Origin of the sequence: Bradyrhizobium sp. C-145 (assembly GCF_023375135.1) — a bacterium.
Lineage (GTDB): Bacteria > Pseudomonadota > Alphaproteobacteria > Rhizobiales > Xanthobacteraceae > Bradyrhizobium > Bradyrhizobium zhanjiangense.
Window position 1 is genome coordinate 5858526 of record NZ_CP088150.1, and the last position, 20468, is coordinate 5878993.

The following is a 20468-nucleotide window of genomic DNA, read 5'->3' on the forward strand; positions in this document are numbered from 1 at the left end:
CTTAGTTCATCTGCCGTAGGCTTGAAAGTGTGGATGGGAGCTTTACGTTCAATCACTTAGTCAATTTTGGCAGCCACGAGTGATGACTGTTGCATCGTTACGGTGGTCCCTTCTCACACCCATATTCAGCGCATAGGAACTACCCACTGCAACCATGTTGGAACTCGGGCGTTAATTCGCCTCTCCCCGGTACGAGGACCTCAGCATGGACCCGTCTTTGCCATCTCCGTCCGCAAGCCGTCCGCTCCTTTCTTGGCTGGCTTTGGGCTTGGTCGCTATCTTAGCTGCAGGCGGTGCATTCTGGTTGAATCAGAAGATCGATTCAGTGCAGGCCGCAGCGGCTCCGCGCCAAGAGAGCGTGATCAACGAAACTCAGCAAGCCATAGCCAGTGTTAAGCAGGCCATTGCGGAGATCAAGACTGCCCAACAGAATTTGGGCGAGCAAGTGAGCCAGCTGCAACGCGCGGTGGCGATGAACCAAGGGGAGCGCAAACTCCTCTCTGATCAGCTTGGCGCCGTGAGTTCGCGGATCGATGCGTTGGCGTCATCAAGCGCTGAAGCTGGCTCGGCGCCACAACAACAATCCCAGAGCACGAATCGCAGAAGGCGATAGCGCGCTTGGGCCTAGAAAGAGGCCAGATATTGTACTGCAAAGTACGCGCCCAGGGCTACAATGGCGGTGACAGTGATCGCGATAAGAACTCTCAGGCCTTCGCCCATCGCTCCGCCTGACTTTATGAGTTCCGCTTCCTGAAGACATTGAAAGCAGAAGCTCGATGTGATCGCGCGGTAGAGCACATTGCGGACTTCGGCTTCCACGACGCATGCACGCTACGCGATCTGTTTGGCTCGACGCTTCTCTAGGGCATCTGCGGCCACCTTGTCAGGATCAATAGACCTCTGAGCGCACAGGAGATGAAGTGAGCATAGTGCAGCTTGGCCGAGGCTTTGAGCAGGCCGGGCAGACGCAACCGGCGGCGCAATCGAGCCGGAGCCACCACACCGACGGCTTTGAGACATTGAACAAAGCATTGGGACTAGCAAAGGGCACGCCATGGTCGGAGCGGATGGCAACCGGCAGGCCGCGCTCGCGGAACGGCCGCTCAAAGGATTGCGAGGGCTGGCTGGAATCAGTAGCTGGGGAGACAATTGATCGGCGCCGGCGGCGCCCGGCTCAATTTTGCTGGTCATACCGTCACCCCAACCGCCCCCCTGGCTATCGCAATGCTCTTCTAGATCGCGACACCCGTCAAGAACGCCATCGATCGCCCAGCCTAAGCACGGCCCGGAGTCGCTGTCGTCGAGCTCGCGTCAATGACATGCCTGCTGTCGAGGGTGAAGAACCGGCAGAAGCGCTTTGTGCGAGGCCGTGATCCTCAGTGTGGACGGCATCAGCAACTTCAACGGGCTGCACAGCCGGCAATACTAACAGGTGCAACTGTACGCCTTCGATATCCTCGTCATGGGCGGCGATGATCGTATGGCTATCGTTATCGACATCACCGATACGGCGCCCATCCAGACTAGGGGTACGGGCTAAGGTTTTATGACCGCTACTAGGAATTTAGAATGACTGGTATCACACCACTAGCTGCCGCCGCCGCGTCATCGCTCAACTCCTCTGTTGGAAGCGCTCTTCCGCTTGACGGGATCCGCCACAGCTTTTGCGATCTTCGCGGTTGTGGGAGGAGGCGGCCGACTCGTAGTTATCGGAGGTGGCTGAGCTATCGCTTTCTCAAAAGCAACCAGGGCGGACCTCGCCCTACTTTCTGGCAGCGACTTTTCCTCGCAAATCACGGGCGACGCCTTCCGCTCAGTTTTAATAAACGCGTCGGCCCCGAGGCACATCCGCCGAGTTGGATGAGCAGCGCATTTGATCAGCCAAGCCAGAGCTTCTTTAGTTTGCGATAGTTCCGCCTTTGAAACCGCCGCGAGCGCGAGGTTAAGGCACGCCTCGTCATATGGCGCTTCTCCAAAGACGTCTTGTGCAGCCGCGCTTTGCGCAAAGCACACGAGGCCCAACAGGGCCAAAATTGCCCAACGATAAAACATAATGAAGAAATTCCCCAACGGCCTCAACTCCTAATCGAAAGCGCCGCGAGGTTCAACAGAACCGGCGGCCGAAAACTCCTGCAACTTTGGTCGGTATCCCTCCCACATGGATCGAATGTCATGTCCAAGCGCGCCAGCCGGCATTCAATCTAACCGAGGTCAAATTTCCCACCCAACGAGGAATGCGCTGGCGACGTCCGGAGCAAGGTTCTCCAGCCCGCCGACTAAGACGGCCATGGCCATGGTAGTTTTCGGATCATACAAATCTCTCACTCATCCGTGAATTCTCCCGGCCTTATGGGCCACGTCGGCAGCGATTGCGTCACAGATCGCGCCGTAATCAGTTTGCGTCCTCAAGGGGGCCCAAGCTTTTTCGCGCTCGAGGCGTTCATCGGCCGCGGCCTGCCACTTCACACGCCTTTTCGCCCTCTTCCGTGGCTGCGATGGCCGTGCTTCAGGGCGCTGAAATTCCCTGGTTGGCCGCCTCTCTTCCGCTTCTCTGCGAGCATTCGTTTGCTACCGACTCTCAAAACCCGCGGAAACTCGTTTGCGAGGGGCGCAATCGCTCCGAAGCCGAACCGTCGAAATTCGACCCACCACCACGCCCTCATCGAGCTTGCAAGGATTCCTCGCGACGGCGTATGCGATCGCGCCGAAAGCCGCCAGCCGACCCTTTAGGCTCTTCAAGTTAGCCAGCCTGCGCTTCTCCTCGCGTCTCTTGAAGAAGATCCTCAGCGCGTCGGTTGAAGCACCTGAGCATCTTTGAATTCAAGCCGGCGGCCATCACGTAACCGGATGATGCATACGCGCTCACTAACACTTCACCGGATTGCTTCTGGCACTTCGTTCTGATCAAGGGAGCCGCTCTTGACAGCTGCACGCAGATAAAGCGCCGCTTCTGATTATCGATCGCGCGGATTGCCATGGGCGCACCCGTAAGCGAGGTGCGCGATCATTGCCGCTGTCGCCGGCGCAACGCGAAAGAGTCGCGCCACATGATTTTCTTGCAGTAGCGCGGTGATCTCGCTATCGTGAAGTTAATTGCCGCCAAGCAGATCAACATCACGGATTGAGCAGCCCCGCCCCTCTTGGCGGGGTTACGTCTTTCAGGGGACAAGCTTCACCTCCCCTTGAATGAATTCGCTCAGGACGCGCGCGGCCGCGGCCGCATAGGCCTCGTCTTGGATGGGCGCCGACGTAAACCTCAGATCGCCACCGCGGCTGATGTAACCAACCCGGAAGACCGGGGAGCCATCGCAGGGTCCGTGCCGGCGTGCACCGAAACAAACCCGCCCAATCTCCTCCACATCCGAAGCAAAAATCCGACGGCGACGAACCAGGGGGCTCATGGCATCACCCGGATCCTCTAGCCACCGCTCGCGGAAGCCCTTTAATGTTTAGTCCGGTTATCCGTCCTAACTTATTGAAAATTGGAGGTTTTGACGTTCCTGCCGGGATCGCCAGCGTCCGTAAGCAAATCCACATAGAAATCAAGCTTGCATACTTGATCCGCTGTCGGCCAATGCGTTCTCATCTGAGGACAAGTCCGGACAAAAGGCGTCTATTGGGCTCTGTGACGCGAAGAGTCACCGGAGTTGTTTCGCATAACGAAACGCGTGACTCGAGGCAGCGGCGGTGCTTATTGCCAGTATCCGCCGCCCGCACTATCACGCTGCCGATGTCTGGCGGCACTGACAGGCATTCAACGCGAGCTGCACGAGGCTGAGGTCGCCGATGACAGAACTATATGAGCGAAGCGGCTGAGGCGCATGCTGTTGCCGACGCCGCGCACGCCTACGCACTTGATGCATCGCTGGGACGACGCGCCAATTCATCTGCGGCGGCGAGCATGCGCCCCCGACAACCATCTACCATGGGTTGAGGGCTTGGACGGGGCTGTAAATTTAGCATCCAAAAGGGAGCGAACTGAGCCTTGACAGATTCCGAAGAGCGTTTGGCTGGGTTGCAGGCTGCTCGAGCCATTGCGGCGCTCAGTGTAGCTTATTTCCATTCCTACGTTTCGATCAGAGCAGCGTTCCCTGAGCATGCCTGGCATCCAATCCCATGGCTCAGTCAGCGCGGCTAGTTAGGCGTCGATTTCTTTTTTGCGATCTCAGGTTATGTGATCTGCCTGGTGTGCTCGCGCCCTTCGTTCACGGTGCGCGACTTCGCGATGAAGCGCGTGTTTCGCATCTACCCACTCTACTGGATCCTGATGACAGTGGTAGCCATCATGATCGCCATCGGGCAATGGCGCCATGAATCACTCTGGCATTTTGTTTATTCGATGAGCCTGCTGCCGCAGCAGGGAGCACCCGTTTATGACTTCAGTTGGACTCTAGAACGCGAGATGGTTTTTTATGCCCTTGCGGCTCTTATCGTACCGGTTGGCGGCATTCCGATGCTCGCAATAACGTTGTTCGCCCTTACATTCGTCGGCTGGCTCTATGGCAACCCATGGACTTGGCACCTAACCGCAGCGTCACAGGCCGAATTCCTGGCCGGCGTCATCGTCTTCCTCCTCCGAAAGCCGCTCGCCCTCCTTGGTCCGATCCCACTCGTCAATGGCACCATCTTGTTATGGATAGGCAGCACCCACGAATACCCATTTTGGACCGCACCTGCCGTTGCTGCCCTACTCGCCGGATTCATCAACATCAGACCGCCCTGGCACCGCGCGCCGTTCCGTTGGCTGGTTCGAGCAGGTGACGCGAGCTATTCGATCTTCCTACTCCATTACCTTGTGTTCTTCCTGGCCGCAAACGTCTCGGTGCGCCTGCTATCGCTGCCGGAATGGGCTTGTGAGCCGTGGAGATTCGCGACGATCCTCACGACGTGCATCATTTCCACGTCACCTGGGCTTTGATTGAAAAACCGTTCATAGCTATGGGCAATTCGCTCGCTTCGTGGAGCAGGCGCATGGCGCCGCCTCAAGCGGAAGTTGGCGCTGAAGCCCCTTGACTGTTGTACCGACGTCGTCCTGATCGAAGTTGCCGCGCATGAAACACCCGACGTAGACCAAATCGGTCCCAGCCTAGAGATTTCCGGATTGAAAACGAGCCTGGACCGAGCGGTCTGCCGCTGTCTGGTCGGCAAACGCTGTTTGATCCTCAAAAACATCTCATGCATTCAACTTTGTGAATCGGACGCAAAACGAAGGCCCTACTTCAAGGGGGACGAACTGGAGTCAAGTGGCAACAAAGTCTTGCCAATCGATGGCACGCAAGACTGATCATTCGAACTGGCTGTGACGGCGCTCGTTCCTAAGTTAATAGATGCCCCGAACGCCAAGCCCCCTCATCGATCTAAGCGTCGCTCAACGTTCTTACGGCTGCCGCCCATCTTCTTCACGGCAGACACCGATCGGCGCGTCTTCTTCGCTTCGTGCCGCACCTCATAGTCCTGTCCACCCGCGACGCGGGCACGATCCTGCGGCCGCGGGCCGACTGCTTCTTCGCTTTCTTGCCCATATTCTGCTGCAACTTCCATTGCCTCGCGAAAACGGCAGCAGACTCATAATGTTCCACAAACGTCAGAGAGGGCCCGCGCGGCCAGCCTAGTAGCGGTCATAATACGCTGGTGGGTACGGGTACCTATGCCGGTGGGGCCGGTAATAGCCGTAGGGCGGATCATCGGGCAGCGGCCTCTTATAGACCCCCGGGGCGTGATAGTTGTTCGGATAACAGCGGCCGTTGGAAAAGTTGAAGTCGTAGCCAGGCGGACAGCCGCCGTCTCTTCCCCGGAATTGGATTTGTTGGATTTGAGCTTCCTGGACAGGTGCGGCCGATATTGGTCCAAGAGCACCCAGCGCTAGTAATGCAGCTTGAATGAGCACTGTTTCTCTCCCTTTGATCGAGCTTAATCAAAGCAATGGAAAGCGAGTTCCCGCAATGACTCTTATATGACGCTAATGCGCAACGGCCGCTGAACAGAGGATTTACGAACTGTTCATGCGAGATGCGGCCCCGGCAGCGGCTGGAGGGAGATAGCCGAGGCCGCCGCGCCAGCCTAAAGGAGGCCGGCTCTCAACAATCAAAAGTGCAATGGCCTCGTTCCTGTCGACGGATCGCTAACGCTGTCCCCTCATTCGCTCCTAAGCACGGAAACGCGAGATGGTCTGGCTTTCCAAGGGCGCGACAGGCGCCGAGTCAGAGACGCGCGCGGCCTTGTTTGGAGGGGCGTGCAATGCCAGCGCGGGCGAGCAAGTGGTCGATCAGCGGCCAGAACAGCAGCACGATCGCCAGCGTCGTGATCGATCCAACCAACCCGTTCGACCAGAACACCTTCAGGGTCCCGCCGGAGCCGATCATTGACAGGCGGAAGGCATCCTCGGCGCGGTTGCCGAGCACGAGCGCCAGCGTGAACGGCGCCAGCGGAATGCCGATCTTCTTAAAGACGTAGCCGACGATTCCGAAGCCGAGCATCAGCCAGATGTCGAACATCGCGTTCTGGATCGCATAGGCACCGATCGCGCAGGACACCACGATCATCGGCGCCACTGCCGCAAACGGCACGCGCAGGATCGAGGCGAAGATCGGCACCGTCGTCAGCACCAGCGCGAGACCGACGACGTTGCCGAGATACATCGAGGCGATCAGGCCCCAGACGAAATCCTTATGCTCGACGAACAGCAGCGGCCCCGGATTGAGCCCCCATACCATCAGGCCGCCGAGCAGGATCGCCGCGGTGCCGGAGCCGGGAATGCCGAGCGCCAGCATCGGCAGCAATGCCGAGGTGCCGGACGCATGCGCCGCCGTCTCGGGCGCGAACACGCCCTCGATGCGGCCCTTGCCGAAGCTCTCGGGCTCCTTGGCGAAGCGCTTGGCCAGATTGTAGCCCATGAAGGATGCCGCGATCGCGCCGCCCGGGGTGATGCCGAGCCAGCAGCCGATGAAGGAGGAGCGCAGCAGCGTCACCCAATATTTCGGCAGGTCCTTCCAGACGCTGAGCACGACGCGCAGCGAGATGCTCGCCGCATGTCCGCGCAGCGCCAGTCGCTCCTCCATCGTCAGCAGGATCTCGCTGATGCCGAACAGGCCGATCACCGCGACCAGGAAGTTGATGCCGCGCAAAAGCTCGACCGAGCCGAAGGTCATGCGCAACTGGCCTGACACCGTGTCCATACCGACGCCGGCGAGCAGAAGACCCAGCGACATCGAGATGACGGTCTTGTGCTTGGCTTCGCGTCCGAGGCCGACGAAGGAGCAGAAGGTCAATAGATACACCGCGAAGAACTCGGGCGGGCCGAATTTCAGGGCAAAGGACGAGATCATCGGCGCGAGGAAGGTGATCAGCATCACCGCGACCAGCGAGCCGATGAAGGAGGACGTGAACGCCGCGGTCAGCGCCTCCGCCGCCCTGCCTTGCTGCGCCATCGGATAGCCGTCGAACGTGGTCGCGACCGACCAGGCTTCGCCGGGGATGTTGAACAGGATCGAGGTGATCGCACCGCCGAACAGCGCGCCCCAATAGATGCAGGACAGCATCACGATCGCCGAGGTCGGATCCATCGTGAAGGTGAGCGGCAACAGGATCGCAACGCCGTTGGGGCCGCCGAGCCCCGGCAGCACGCCGACGAAGATGCCGAGCACCAGCCCGACCATCATCAGCACGAGCGTCTTCCACGTCAGCAGGACCGCGAAGCCGTGAAGCAGGAGACCAAACGCTTCCATCGCGATCCGTCCTAGCGGCCGAGGGCCGCTTCGAGCGGCCCTTTCGGCATGATGACGTCGAAGGCGATGTCGAAGGTGACGAACATGATCGCCGTGAACACGAAAGCGGTGAGCAGCGACTTCCACAGCGCGATCTTGCCGACGAGGCGCATGAAGCCCGAGATCAGGAGGAAGCTCGCGACATAGAGGCCGAGGAACTGGGTCACGAGGCAGAACAGCAGCGTCGGCACGAACACCGCCATCACGCGGCGGGCTTGCGCCCGCGTGACGAAGGTCTCGCGCGCCGCGCGGTGCGCGAGGAGCGCCACGATCAGGCCGTAGAGGCTGCCGCCGCCGAGGATGACGCAGAGATAGAACGGGAAATAGCCGGGCTCGGGCCCGGTCGCATCCCAGGACGCGCCGGTGCGCCAATTGTCGTAGCCGAGCGTGACGGCAAGGGCCAGCAGCAGGAGGCAGACGACGATCTCGATCGTGCCGGAGGAAACGACGGAGGGAGAATCGTCCTCGGGCGCGGTCGGATCGTCGACGACGATTTCAAGATCGGTTTGGGACATTAGCTGTCAGCGACGGAGTGCGTTCAATCCCCCCTCTCCCCGTAAGAACGGGGCGAGGGGGGAGAAGAGAGCTTACTTCGCGACGAACCCGGCTTCCGTCATCAGCGACTTGTTGATGGCATCGTCCTCCTCGAGGAATTGCACCATGTCCTTGCCGGTGAGGAAGATCGGCTTCAACGCCTGCTTCTCCATGTAGTCCTTGTACTCGGCGGTCTGCGTCACCTTCTGGAAGAGATCGACGTAGAACGCCTGCTGCTCCGGCGTGACTTTGCCGGGCAGGAACATCGCGCGCAGCATCAGGTACTGGACGTCGACGCCCTCCTCCTTGCAGGTCGGGATGTCGGCCCAGGACTGCGTCTCCGTCACCTTGCTGGAGTAGGCGATGCGCTCCTTGTCGAACACGCAGAGCGGACGGACCTGGCCCGCGCGCCAGACTTCGAGATTCTCGGATGGATTGTTGACGTTGGCTTCGGTGTGGTGGCCGACCAGCTGGGTCGCGGCCTCGCCGCCGGACTTGTAGGGCAGATAGGAGAATTTCGCGCCGGTCTTCTGCTCGAGGAAGACGGTCAGCACGTGATCCTCTCGTTTGGAGCCGGTGCCGCCCATCTTGAAGGGCGAGCTCGCCGCCTTCGCGGCCGCGACGAACTCCTTCACCGTCTTGGGACCTGCGCTGTTGTCCCACAGCACGAACTGGTCGAGCGCGATCACCGAGACCGGGGTCAGCTCGCGCCAGTTGAACGGGATCTTCGCCGACAGTGGCAGCATGTAGATCAGCGAATAGGCGATCAGCACCTTGTTCGGATCGCCCTCGCTGGACTTCATGTACATCAGCGCTTCCGCACCCGAGGCGCCGCCCTTGAGCGAGACGACCATCGGCTGCTTCATCAGATTGTTCTTCTGGATCGCGGCCTGCATCATCCGCGCCATCTGGTCGGAGGCGCCACCCGCGCCCGCCGCCACCACGATCTCGACGGGCTTTGCCGGTTCCCAGCCCGCAAAAGCCGGCGAGCCGCAAAGCGCGGCCGTCAGCGCCAGCGCCGCCTTGATTCCATGTCCCACGCGCGTCTTCCCTATGTTCTTGTTCGGATTGGAAATTCAGAGCTGAATTGAGTACCCATTGTGCTGGCGAATCCGGCCGAGTTCAAGCCATCCCGCATCATCCTCGTTATGACTTTGGAATGAGATCAGCCTCGCGCAAAATGGGTTACTACCGACCTGCCTCAAGGGGGCTCTTTTGAAAACGCGGTGGCCTTGATACAAGATCTCCAAACTCAGACACTTCGCTGAAACAGAATTTAAAGAAGGTAGAGTGCTAAATCGATGCCGCGCCTCCTCTATATTAATGAGAGATTTGGCCACGACGCGACGATCATCCTGGATAGCGGAGACGCCTGTTGGATCTCGGTCAGTAAAAGGAGCATCTTAGTGCGCTCTCACAAGCACACCTTCTGCGGCGGATTGCTGGGAAGCCTGTTTGGTCCGAAGCTCTATCAGGAGCGGGATATCTACCGAGCCCTAAACGTTGCTCAAGCTCTGGCTGCAACGTTTCGGCCGGTTCCGCAAATTGGGTGCAAGGACGTGATACTCAAATCGTTCTTCTGGCACTGTTCTTCGCCCGCACGCGTGAAGGTCGTTTTAAACGAGCCTGCGCTGCTCGCAGAGTAAGCGTGTCGTCCATCAGCCTTCATAAGGCCACTTTGTTGCCGCGCTCCAAAACCGCGGTCCGGCGGAAGAGACGCCCGCATAACCCCATGCAGGATCTGGGCAAGCTTCCGGCTTGCAATTTTCTGGTCCGACCATATTCCTGAAATATGGATGCGCGCAGCAAAGTTAGTTTGGATCCCGTCCCCGAGCGGAGGAAAACGCGGTGGGGAGTGCCCGCCCGAGCCGCCGGCGGCATTGCAAGAGCCGCGGCGTTATCAGGCGACGAGATTGCTCGGAAGGCGGCTAAGGCCCGTTGGGCGAGACATTTACCGCAGGCGACGCATGAAGGGGTCATGCGTTTTGAAGACATCGAGATTGAGGTTAACGTCCTAGACAATGGGCAGCGTGTGATCACTCAGCGTGGCTTCATGGTGGGCGTCGGCCGCATTCGACCACCCAGGGGGCGGCAGTATTACAGGGGCGGCGCCAATCTGCCTGCATTCTTGACGGTGCAGAACCTAAAACCGTTCATCGGCGAAAGTTTGATTGTGCTAGCAAACCAGGTTGAATTTCGCACCAAACAAGGCGGAAAGGCGTTCGGCTACGCGGCGAACTTCCTCCCGGAGGTCTGTGATGTGTTTGTGCGCGCCCAACGTGCCGGAGTGCTAAAGGCCACTCAGCGCAACCTCGCTAACCGCATCCGAGTGATCGCCGAGAAGCTCCGACACTCGGACATGATCCGCCTCATTGATGAGGCTACGGGCTACCAAGACGCTCGCGACAGATAGGCTTAGAACGCGCCCAGATACCTAGATCTAATAGGCGCATGCGAAGCTCCGCGCATGATTAGTTCCGCGCTACCGATCTGAGATGCTACCTACCCTTCCAGTTCGGCGTGCGCTTGTTGAGGAAGGCATCCATGCCCTCGCGGAAATCCTCGCTCATATAGGCCTTCAGGATCAGGTCCTCGCCCTCTTCGCGCGACAGCGTGCGCCGGATACGGCGCACCGCTTCCTTGGTCGCCTCCAGCGTCAGCGGTGCGTGGCTGGCGACGAGCTTTGCGGTCTCGTCGGCGCGGCGCTGCAAGGTCTCGACGTCAGGCACGACCTCGTTGAGCAGGCCGAGCGCGAGGGCTTCCGGCGCTTCGACCAGGCGCGCCCTGAAGATCAAATCCTTGGTGCGGGCAGGACCAACCAGCGCGACGACGCGGCTGATATTCGACATCGACAGGCAGTTGCCGAGCGTGCGCGCGATCGGAAAGCCCATCCGCGTCGTCTCGGTGCCGATGCGGAGGTCACAGCAGGCCGCGATGCCGGCACCGCCGCCGGTGCAGGCGCCGGCGATGGCCGCGATCACCGGCACGCGGCACTGCTCGAGCGTGCCGAGCACGCGGTCGATGCGGGCCTCGTAGTCGAGCGCGTCCTGCGCGGACTTGAAGGCGCGGAACTGCGAGATGTCGGTGCCGGAGGCGAACGCCTTGTCGCCGGCGCCGGTCAGGATCAGCGCCTTGATCGAGCGATCGGCGTTGATCTCCTGGCAGATCTCCGCCATGCGGTCATACATGGCGAAGGTCATTGCGTTGCGCGCCTGCGGGCGGTTGAAGGTGATCCGCGCGATGCCGTCCTGGACGGAGTAGAGCAGGTCTTCGTTGGCAGTCGGTGCGTTCATCGCGCGCTCACTTCTTCTTAGAGTTAGTTCAAGCCACCTGGGCCTTCGCCATCGGCACCATTTCGCGCCCCTTCAGGACGTCCATGGCCGCCAACACGCCGCCGCTCCGGTGCGGGATCTTTGCAAGATCGAGGCCCATCTCGACGCCGGCGAGCGTGCCCATCAGCATCAGATCGTTGAAATGGCCGATATGGCCGATGCGGAACACCTTGCCCTTGACCTTGTTCAGGCCGGTGCCGAGCGACATGTCGAAGTTTTCCAGCACCACCTTGCGGAAGGCGTCGGCGTCGTGTCCGTCAGGTACGCGCACGCCGGTCAGCGCCGGCGAATGCGCGGCCGGATCGGTGCATTGCGTCTCCAGGCCCCAGACCTTGACCGCAGCGCGCGTCGCCGCGCTGTGGCGCTTGTGCCGGGACCAGACGTTCTCCAGCCCCTCCTCTTCCAGCATCTTGACCGCTTCGCGCAGGCCGTAGAGCAGGTTGGTCGCGGGCGTATAGGGGAAGGTGCCGAGCTTGTTGAAGCTGATGACCTCCTGCCAATCCCAATAGGAGCGCATGCCGGGGTTGGCCTTGGCAACGCTGACCGCCTTCTCCGAGACGGCGTTGAAGCCGAGCCCCGGCGGCAGCATCAGGCCCTTCTGGGATCCTGCGACCGAGACGTCGATGCCCCAGGCATCGTGCTCGTATTCCATCGAGCCGAGGCCGGAGATGGTGTCGACCATCAGCAGCGCCGGATGCTTGACGCGGTCGAGCAGCTTGCGCACCTCGAGCGGCGGCGTCACGCAGCCGGTCGAGGTCTCGTTGTGGACGACGCAGACTGCCTTGATCGCGTGCTGCTTGTCGGCGGCAAGGCGCTTCTCGATCTCGGCAAGGTCGGCGCCATGGCGCCAGTCGCTCGGGATGAAGTCGACGTCGAGCTTGAACTTGTCGGCGATGCCGCGCCAGAGCACGGCGAACTGGCCGGTCTCGCACATCAAGACCTTGTCGCCGGGTGCGAACACATTGACCATCGCCGCTTCCCAGGCGCCGGTGCCGGACGAGGGAAAGATGATCACGGGCTGCTTGGTACGGAACACGCGCTGCATCGAGGCGAGGACGGCAAAACCGAGCTCGGCGAACTCCGGACCGCGATGGTCCAGCGTCGGCATGTCCATCGCCCGCAGCACCCGGTCGGGCACGTTGGTCGGTCCTGGAATCTGTAAGAAATGCCTTCCAGTATGCATGGTCATCGGCGTCCTTCCCGGTCTAGCCTTGCTTTGGTGGGCGCCGAATAGCACCATTTGACCGGCTTGTCCCCTCCTCTAAGAGGGTACGTCCGTGCATAACGGGCCGGCCTGCCCTCGCCTACCATCCCCTTCCACCGCGACCACCCTTACGTGCCGACGACCTTCAGATGCGGCGATGCATTGCCCGGCGGGCGCTGCTCCAACAGCTTCATCGCGACATCGACGCCGCCGGCGCGATGCGGCACGCCGGCGACCGACAGGCCCATCTCGACGCCGGTGAGCGCGCCGAGCAGCGTCAGCGCGTTGCATTCGCCGAGATGGCCGATGCGGAAGACCTTTCCGGCGACCTTCGACAGGCCCGAGCCGAGCGACATGTTGTAATTGTCGAGCACCACTTTCCGGAACTGGTCGGCGTCATGCCCCGGCGGCATCAGCACCGCCGTGAGCACCGGCGAGAACTCAGCCGGCTCCTGGCAGAGGATCTCGAGGCCCCAATGGTTGACGGCGGCGCGCGTCGCGGCAGCCAGCCGCTGGTGGCGAGCGAAGACGTTGTCGAGGCCCTCTTCGAGCAGCATCGCGATCGCCTCGCGCAGGCCGTAGAGCAGATTGGTCGCCGGCGTATAGGGGAAGAAGCCTTTTGCGTTGGGCTTGAGCATCTCCTCCCAGTCGAAATAGGATCGCGGCATCCTGTTGGTCTTCGATGCGGCACGGGCCTTGTCCGAGATTGCGTTGAAGCCAAGACCGGGCGGCAGCATGAACCCTTTCTGCGAGCAGCTGACGCTGACGTCGACCTTCCATTCGTCGTGGCGGTAATCGACCGAGCCGAGCGAGGAGATGGTATCGACCATCAAGAGCGCCGGATGCGAGGCGCGATCGATCGCGGCGCGGATCTCGGCGATGCGGCTGGTCGCACCGGTCGACGTCTCGTTGTGCACGACCATGACAGCCTTGATCCCGCACGTGGTGTCATCGGTGAGCCTGGCCTCGATCACGGCCGGATCGGCGCCGCGGCGCCAGTCGCCCGGAACGAAATCGGCCTCGATGCCGAAGCGCCCGGCCATCTGCCGCCACAGCGTGGCGAAATGGCCGGTCTCGACCATCAGCACCTTGTCGCCCGGCGACAGCGTGTTGACGATCGCGGCCTCCCAGGCGCCGGTCCCCGACGAGGGGAAGATCACGACGGAAGCTTTGGTCTGGAAAATCTTCTGGCTGCCTTCCAGCACGGTCCGGCCGAGCTCGCCGAATTCCGCGCTGCGGTGGTCGATGACCGGCATGTCCATGGCGCGCAGGACGCGCTCGGGGACCGGGCTCGGGCCCGGAATCTGGAGGAAATGGCGTCCCTGATGCATGAAAACCTCCCTTCAGTGGGATTCTGGCCGGCCCGGCTATTTTGCATTCATTTTTTGTCCTTTCAATCGAAATTTGGTATTCGATTGTGGACGTCGACGCGACCGAATGAGCAAATTACTGTGCTGCAAATGAAATCCACGATTCCCGACACCGGGGTTCCGATTACCCCGCCCGCCGCAAATGGCGGCGATCGCCAGGAGGCCTCGCTTCATGGCGAGATCCTGCTGCGGCTGCGCGACTATGTGGTCGAGGGCAACATTCCGGAAGGCGGGCGCGTTCCCGAGCGGCAGCTCTGCGAGATGCTCGGAATCTCGCGCACGCCTCTGCGCGAAGCCTTGAAGGTGCTCGCTGCCGAGGGGCTGATCGAACTTCTACCGAACCGCGGCGCGCGGGTGCGCCAGCTCAGCCAGCGCGACCTCGAGGAGCTGTTCGACGTGATGGCGGGGCTGGAGAGCCTCGCCGGGCGCCTCGCCTGCGAAGCCATTACCGACGCGGAAATCACCGCGATCGAGCAGTTGCATTACGAGATGTACGGCCGCTACCTGCATCGTGACATGCACGGCTATTTCCAGGCCAACCAGCGCATCCATGAGAGCATCGTCGCGGCCGCGCGCAACGAGACGCTGAAGACGGCTTACGCCAACTTCGCCGGCCGGATCCGGCGCGTCCGCTACTCCGCCAATTTCGCCCGCAAGCGCCAGCGCTGGGCGGAGGCGATGCGCGAGCACGAGGCCATTCTCGATGCGCTGCGCCGCCGGGCCGCAAGCGAGCTCAGCGACATCCTGTTCCAGCACCTGCGCAACAAGCGGGCGGCCGCGATCGAGCACCTGACCGAGCCGCAAGAGGACGCAGCAGCCTCGTCCTGAGGGCGGCCGGCTTGCTCATTTTGAATTCACAATATAATCGAACGCGAAACATAGTGAATAACTCAGCAAGGCTGGACCACCTGGCTGGATCGGTCCGGGATCAGGGATGACAAACGCTTCCTCGCTCGAACGACGCTTGCGCGCGGAAATCACCGGCGACGTCCTGTTCGACGGTTTTAGCCGCGGCCGCTACTCCACCGACGCCTCGTTCTATCAGATCATGCCCGCCGGCGTGGTCGTGCCCAAGACCATGGACGAGGCCTTGCTGTCGCTCGCGATTGCCCGCGACGAGGGGCTGAAGGTCACCCCGCGTGGCGGCGGCACCTCGCAATGCGGCCAGACCGTCAATGACGGGCTCGTGGTTGATCTCTCCAAGCATCTGAACCGGATCCTGTCGCTCGACGTCGAGGGCCGGACCTGCGTGGTCGAGCCCGGCATCGTGCTCGACGACCTCAACCGCCAGCTCAGGAAGCACGGCCTGTGGTTTCCGGTCGACGTCTCCACGGCCTCGCGCGCCACCATCGGCGGCATGGCCGGCAACAATTCCTGCGGCGGCCGTAGCTTGCGCTACGGCACCATGCGCGACAACACACTGTCGATCGAGGCATCCCTCGCCGACGGCACGCTGAGCCGCTTCGGTGAGGTCTCGCGCGATCTCTCCGATGTTGAGGCTGGCGACAGCGCACGCGCCCTGTTTCGCGACATGCTCGATCTCGGGGCCCGCGAGGCCGAGGAAATCGCCGCGCGTTTTCCAAAGGTGCAGCGCCGGGTCGGCGGCTACAATCTCGATGCGCTGGTGCCGCGCAATGCGCCGAACAACATGGCGCATCTCCTGGTCGGCTCCGAGGGAACGCTCGCCTTCACCACCAAGGTCGAGCTGAAGCTCTGGCCCGTGATCCGCAACAAGGCGCTCGGCGTCTGCCATTTCGGCAGCTTCTACGAGGCGATGGATGCGGCCCAGCATCTGGTCAAGCTCAAGCCGATTGCCGTCGAGCTGGTCGACCGCACCATGATCGCGCTCGGCCGCGACATCGCAATGTTTCGCCCGATCATCTCCGCCGCGATCAAGGGCGATCCAGACGCCGTGCTGGTGGTCGAGTTCGCCGAAGAAGACCAGACCGAAAATCTGGCACGTCTCAAGCAGCTCGGCCAGCTCATGGGCGATCTCGGCTTCGGCTGGACCAACGACAAGCGCAAATGGGGCGGCGTGGTCGAGATCACTGAGCCGGCGCTCCAGAGCGGCATCGCCGATTTCCGCGCCGCCGGCCTCAACGTCATGATGTCGATGAAGCAGGAGGGCAAGCCCGTCTCCTTCGTCGAGGACTGCGCCGTGCCGCTGCCGCATCTCGCCGACTACACCGCGCGGCTAAACGAAGTGTTTGCCAAGCACGGCACCAGCGGCACCATGTATGCGCATGCATCCGAAGGCTGCCTGCATGTGCGGCCCGTGCTGAATCTCAAGCTCGAGAAGGACGTCAAGGCGATGCGCGCCATCGCCGAAGAGGCGTTTGCGCTGGTGCGCGAGTACAAGGGCTCGCACTCCGGCGAGCATGGCGATGGCCTGGTGCGCTCCGAATTCCACGAAACCATGTTCGGTGAACGCCTCGTCGCCGACTTCAAGGAAGTGAAGCAGCGCTTCGATCCCGACGGCGTGCTCAATCCCGGCAAGATCGTCGATGCGCCCAGGATGGACGACCGCTCGCTGTTCCGTTACCGGCCCGGCTACCGCGTCACCGAGCTGAAGACCAGGCTCGACTGGTCCGCTTATCCCGGCGCCGGCGGCGGCTTCCAGGGCGCAGTCGAGATGTGCAACAACAACGGCGCTTGCCGCAAGCTCGAGGGCGGCGTGATGTGCCCGTCCTATCGCGCGACGCGCAACGAGAAGGATGTCACGCGCGGCCGTGCCAACACGCTGCGGCTCGCGATCTCCGGCCAGCTCGGCCCTGACGCGCTCGCCTCCGACGAGATGATGGAGACGCTGAAGCTCTGCGTCTCCTGCAAGGCATGCCGCCACGAGTGCCCGACTGGCGTCGACATGGCCAAGATGAAGATCGAAGTGCTGGCCGCGCGCGCAGAGTCCCATGGCCTCACGTTGCGCGACCGCCTGGTCGGCTACCTCCCGCGCTACGCAGGCCTTGCCTCGCGCTTCGCGCCGCTGGCGAATTTGCGCAACCGCAGCCCGCTGTTGCGAAAGCTGTTCGAGCGCTTTGCCGGCATCAGCGCGCGCCGTGCCCTGCCCGCCTTCCGCAACGATGTCTTCGTGGCGCCGGCCGCAAGCGTGGGACCGGAGAGTGGCCGCGAGGTCGTTCTCTTCGCTGACACTTTCAACCGCATCTATGAGCGCGAAAATCTCGACGCAGCGCTGCGCGTGCTCGCAGCCGGTAGCTATCGCGTCCATCTGCTGAAGCCTGCGAGCGGCCGCCGCCCGCTCTGCTGCGGTCGCACGTTCCTGTCAGCCGGCCTCGTCGACGAGGCCAAGGCCGAGCTCGATCGTCTCGTGGCCACCTTCGCGCCCTTCGCCGCGCGCGGCGTGCCGATCATAGGTCTCGAGCCGAGCTGCCTCCTGACGCTGCGCGACGAGCTCGCCTCGCTGCGCAAGGACAACGATGCCAAGGCGGTCGGCGCCCACGCGCTGACCTTCGAGGAATTCCTGGTGCGCGAGGCCGAGGCCGGCCGGCTGCAATTGCCGCTCGGTACCATCGCCGACAAAGCCATTGTGCACGGCCATTGTCATCAAAAATCCTTCGGCGCGTTCAAGCCGGTCGAGCAGGTGCTGCGCCTCGTCCCTGGCCTTGAGGTCGAGACCATCGAATCGAGCTGCTGTGGCATGGCCGGCGCCTTCGGCTATGGCGCCGACACCTATGATGCCTCGATCGAAATGGCCGAGCTGTCACTGCTTCCGGCCGTGCGGCGCGCAGACCAGACGACGCTGGTCGTCGCCGATGGCACCTCCTGCCGGCACCAGATCCACGACGGTACCCAACGCGAGGCGCTTCACGTCGCGCGCGTGCTGGCGATGAGCCTCGATCGCGCCGAAACCAATTCCACGTCTCCAGCTGCAAAGGAAACCAGACATGGCTGACCTCACGCTCGACACCGCTCGCAAGATCCTCGACGCTGCCTTCGCGAAGTCCGGTGAACTCAAGCTGAAGCCGCTGGTCGTCACCATTCTGGACGCGCGCGGCGTGCTCAAGCTCGCAGCCGCGCAGGACGGCACTAGCCTGATGCGCGCCGAGATCGCGCACGGCAAGGCCTATGGCGCACTTGCGATGGGCATGGGCTCGCGCGCTCTATTCCAGCGCGCGCAGGAGCAGGCCTATTTCATCGACGCGGTGAACACTATGGCCAAGGGCGCGCTGGTGCCGGTCCCCGGCGGCGTGCTGATCATGGATGGCACGACGCTGCTCGGCGCCGTCGGCGTCTCCGGCGACACCTCCGACAATGACGAAGCCTGCGCAGTCGCGGGCATCCAGGCAGCGGGGTTGAAGGCGAACGCGGGGTAGCCATGTCATTCCACTTGAGCGCTGCGCACCCTAAAATGTCACCGATGCGGATGCGGGAACAACACCAATACCCCACCGCTCAGGCGAAGAGACTGTATCGCTCCTGTTGCGTGCGCGACCAGGCGGTCGACTGATCTGGGTCGTCGCACCGGCTGTCTAACTGAGATGGCGACGCGGCCGATGAGACTATTCGTTCGAATTCATCTCCACGCAACTGCGTGCAAAGATGTCTCGCACCACAGCATCCATTCCAAAGGCTGACTGGTAACGTCGTAATCACGCGCGCGGCGGAACGCCTGAAGTTGTCGCATCGGCGAGCGCTTGGCTGCGCAATTCAGGAGGCGCAAATCGCCACGACGGATTCCGGGGGAAATTAACGATATTTCCACTATGCAGTGGCGCACGGCCACAGTTTGTTCTATATTTGTCCTCGCCTGACCGGTAACCGCAAGGGCGGCCGCCGCCGATGAATCAGATCGGACGGCGACCTAACCACAGCAGACTATATAGGAGTCTACCGATGGCTATCCGCCAGTATATTGCCGATTCGTCGGCGTTTCCCGCTTTTGATCTTCCTGTTCCCTCTCAAGGGGCTGTCCGGTCCCGCCTCGCGCACCCGCGGCTCATCGGCTCGTCGGGCGAGCTGACGCGCACGGCCGGCGACCATTCGCTGTCGTCGATCGCGATCCACTAGGCCCCCGCTCCAACGAGCTTTCCGAACGGCACAGCTTCTCGGCACCAAGATGCCAGGACAGCCTGTCGTTCGGATCTCAACGGACAATCGATCGAACAGGAGATCTTCAACATGTCGTACTTCAAGGACAAGCCGCTCATCAGCACGCGCACCACGAGCCATGTGCACCGACCCTATGGGGGCGTTGCCGACGTTCGCGAGATCATCGACCGCGCCGCCCACGTCAAGGTGCTGGTGTTTCCGATGAGCCTCGCCTCCCGGCTCGTGGCGAGCGAGCTCGCCTGCCCGGCGTTCTACGCCATGACCGGCGACGCCGCGGACGGCAACGTTCCGATCTATCTCGGCGAGACGAACTGCTTCAGCCGGCGGCTCGGCGAACACCTCGCTGATCCGCAGAAGGCGTGGGCCCGCCTGATGGTCGTGGTGCGCGGAACCTCGAAAGAGGTCCGCTTCACGAAGGAGACCGCGGCCTACCTGCAGTTCTGGCTGACGCTTGCGGCCGATCGCTGCGGCGTCATGAAGGTGGTCGCCGGGTGCCCGCCGCGGATGCCCGAGATCGATCCGCTGGAGATGCCGCTGCACGAGCGCATGCTCGAAGACGCGAAGCGCTTGTTGTTCGATGCCGGGCTGACCGCCTTCGAACCGGTGCCGGGCGGCATGCCGCAGGTGGACGCGCCTGCGCTGTTGCCGGAAGTGGCTGACGACGCCGAGAGCGGCCCGATGGAGATCGACGTGCACCTGCCGCCGGGCGGCGCGGAGTTCGAATTGCGCTACGATGAGACGATCTGGGCGCGCGGGTATCCCGCCAACGACCGTTTCGTCGTGGCGTCCGGCTCGGATTTTCGCATTGCCACGAACCCGAGCGCGAGCCCGGTGACCCGGGCTCGTCGCGCCGCCCTGTTCGAGGCCGGCGTGCTGACGCCGATCCCGGGCGCCGTCGATCGCATGCGTATCACGGTCGACATCGCCTTCCCGTCGATGGCGACCGCCGCCAAAGCGGTGTGCGGGGCGCATGTCGATAGCTCGAAGTGGCGGCCGGTCGATCTGACGCAGCGCCCGGTGATGCAGCTCTAGACCCGACCGCGACTGGGCGCCGCAGGAAGTTTCCTGCGGCGTCCATGTTCGTCGATCGCGTTCGGCGGGGCCCTCCCCTCGTCCGCGACGGCAAGAGCGATCCGCAATTTTTCACAAAAGGACTGGCCGTCGCCGCGCTTTCCGGCGTCGACGCAAGCCGAGCAAC

The 20468-nt window shown here is 62.1% G+C and carries 17 protein-coding genes and 1 pseudogene; 9 read left to right on the forward strand and 9 right to left on the reverse strand.

From position 1 onward, the window contains the following. The first annotated feature begins 205 nt into the window (after nucleotides 1-205). Nucleotides 206-613, forward strand: coding sequence for a hypothetical protein (locus LRP30_RS27675; RefSeq protein ID WP_249756792.1), 408 nt, complete (start codon nucleotides 206-208; stop codon nucleotides 611-613). Between the two features lie 11 nt (nucleotides 614-624). Here the strand turns inward: LRP30_RS27675 and LRP30_RS27680 are convergent, their stop codons facing one another. Together LRP30_RS27680 and LRP30_RS27685 are read right to left on the reverse strand one after the other, a co-directional pair. Next, nucleotides 625-819: a hypothetical protein gene (locus LRP30_RS27680; RefSeq protein WP_249756793.1), complete on the reverse strand. Its 195-nt coding sequence runs from the start codon at nucleotides 817-819 to the stop codon at nucleotides 625-627. Nucleotides 820-985: 166 nt separating this feature from the next. Beyond that, a pseudogene (locus LRP30_RS27685) lies at nucleotides 986-1108 on the reverse strand (IS481 family transposase); the annotation flags it as partial. Between the two features lie 3078 nt (nucleotides 1109-4186). Here LRP30_RS27685 and LRP30_RS27690 point away from each other — a divergent pair. After that, nucleotides 4187-4918: an acyltransferase family protein gene (locus LRP30_RS27690; protein ID WP_249761842.1), complete on the forward strand. Its 732-nt coding sequence runs from the start codon at nucleotides 4187-4189 to the stop codon at nucleotides 4916-4918. Nucleotides 4919-5349: 431 nt separating this feature from the next. Here the strand turns inward: LRP30_RS27690 and LRP30_RS27695 are convergent, their stop codons facing one another. The 4 genes from LRP30_RS27695 to LRP30_RS27710 all read right to left on the reverse strand — a co-directional run bounded on the left by LRP30_RS27695 (nucleotide 5350) and on the right by LRP30_RS27710 (nucleotide 9337). Further along, nucleotides 5350-5541, reverse strand: a complete 192-nt coding sequence (locus tag LRP30_RS27695; protein WP_249756794.1) for a DUF3606 domain-containing protein — start codon at nucleotides 5539-5541, stop codon at nucleotides 5350-5352. Nucleotides 5542-6200: 659 nt separating this feature from the next. Then, a complete protein-coding gene (locus tag LRP30_RS27700; RefSeq protein WP_249756795.1) occupies nucleotides 6201-7724 on the reverse strand; it encodes a tripartite tricarboxylate transporter permease in 1524 nt (507 codons plus the stop codon). Nucleotides 7725-7735: 11 nt separating this feature from the next. Beyond that, nucleotides 7736-8278 carry a tripartite tricarboxylate transporter TctB family protein gene (locus LRP30_RS27705; protein ID WP_249756796.1) on the reverse strand — a complete coding sequence of 181 codons (543 nt, stop codon included), beginning with the start codon at nucleotides 8276-8278 and terminating at the stop codon, nucleotides 7736-7738. 72 nt (nucleotides 8279-8350) lie between these two features. Further along, nucleotides 8351-9337, reverse strand: a complete 987-nt coding sequence (locus LRP30_RS27710) for a tripartite tricarboxylate transporter substrate-binding protein (RefSeq protein WP_249756797.1) — start codon at nucleotides 9335-9337, stop codon at nucleotides 8351-8353. A 261-nt stretch (nucleotides 9338-9598) separates the two neighbouring features. On the opposite strand from LRP30_RS27710, the gene LRP30_RS27715 reads away from it, so the two are divergent. Both LRP30_RS27715 and LRP30_RS27720 read left to right on the forward strand, forming a co-directional pair. After that, nucleotides 9599-9943 (forward strand): hypothetical protein, encoded by a 345-nt coding sequence (locus LRP30_RS27715; protein ID WP_249756798.1) that lies wholly within the window; start codon nucleotides 9599-9601, stop codon nucleotides 9941-9943. Nucleotides 9944-10275: 332 nt separating this feature from the next. Beyond that, nucleotides 10276-10710: a hypothetical protein gene (locus tag LRP30_RS27720; protein ID WP_249756799.1), complete on the forward strand. Its 435-nt coding sequence runs from the start codon at nucleotides 10276-10278 to the stop codon at nucleotides 10708-10710. Nucleotides 10711-10795: 85 nt separating this feature from the next. On the opposite strand, the gene LRP30_RS27725 is transcribed toward LRP30_RS27720, so the two are convergent. The 3 genes from LRP30_RS27725 to LRP30_RS27735 all read right to left on the reverse strand — a co-directional run bounded on the left by LRP30_RS27725 (nucleotide 10796) and on the right by LRP30_RS27735 (nucleotide 14164). Further along, nucleotides 10796-11590: an enoyl-CoA hydratase/isomerase family protein gene (locus LRP30_RS27725; protein WP_128945008.1), complete on the reverse strand. Its 795-nt coding sequence runs from the start codon at nucleotides 11588-11590 to the stop codon at nucleotides 10796-10798. 28 nt (nucleotides 11591-11618) lie between these two features. After that, nucleotides 11619-12818 carry an aminotransferase class V-fold PLP-dependent enzyme gene (locus LRP30_RS27730; protein ID WP_249756800.1) on the reverse strand — a complete coding sequence of 400 codons (1200 nt, stop codon included), beginning with the start codon at nucleotides 12816-12818 and terminating at the stop codon, nucleotides 11619-11621. 143 nt (nucleotides 12819-12961) lie between these two features. After that, complete coding sequence (locus tag LRP30_RS27735; RefSeq protein ID WP_249756801.1) at nucleotides 12962-14164, reverse strand: alanine--glyoxylate aminotransferase family protein; 1203 nt, start codon at nucleotides 14162-14164, stop codon at nucleotides 12962-12964. A gap of 129 nt (nucleotides 14165-14293) precedes the next feature. Between LRP30_RS27735 and LRP30_RS27740 the strand changes: the two genes are divergently transcribed. The 5 genes from LRP30_RS27740 to LRP30_RS27760 all read left to right on the forward strand — a co-directional run bounded on the left by LRP30_RS27740 (nucleotide 14294) and on the right by LRP30_RS27760 (nucleotide 20302). Then, nucleotides 14294-15031, forward strand: a complete 738-nt coding sequence (locus LRP30_RS27740) for a GntR family transcriptional regulator (RefSeq protein WP_249756802.1) — start codon at nucleotides 14294-14296, stop codon at nucleotides 15029-15031. 106 nt (nucleotides 15032-15137) lie between these two features. Beyond that, nucleotides 15138-18113: an FAD-binding and (Fe-S)-binding domain-containing protein gene (locus tag LRP30_RS27745; RefSeq protein ID WP_249756803.1), complete on the forward strand. Its 2976-nt coding sequence runs from the start codon at nucleotides 15138-15140 to the stop codon at nucleotides 18111-18113. Further along, entirely contained in the window at nucleotides 18106-18534 is a 429-nt protein-coding gene (locus LRP30_RS27750) for a heme-binding protein (RefSeq protein WP_249756804.1), read from the forward strand. The genes LRP30_RS27745 and LRP30_RS27750 overlap by 8 nt, the downstream gene beginning before the upstream one ends. A 520-nt stretch (nucleotides 18535-19054) precedes the next feature. Further along, on the forward strand, nucleotides 19055-19228 hold the full coding sequence (locus LRP30_RS27755; RefSeq protein WP_249756805.1) for a hypothetical protein: 174 nt from the start codon (nucleotides 19055-19057) through the stop codon (nucleotides 19226-19228). A 111-nt stretch (nucleotides 19229-19339) separates the two neighbouring features. Continuing rightward, entirely contained in the window at nucleotides 19340-20302 is a 963-nt protein-coding gene (locus LRP30_RS27760; RefSeq protein WP_249756806.1) for a hypothetical protein, read from the forward strand. Nucleotides 20303-20468: the final 166 nt, after the last annotated feature.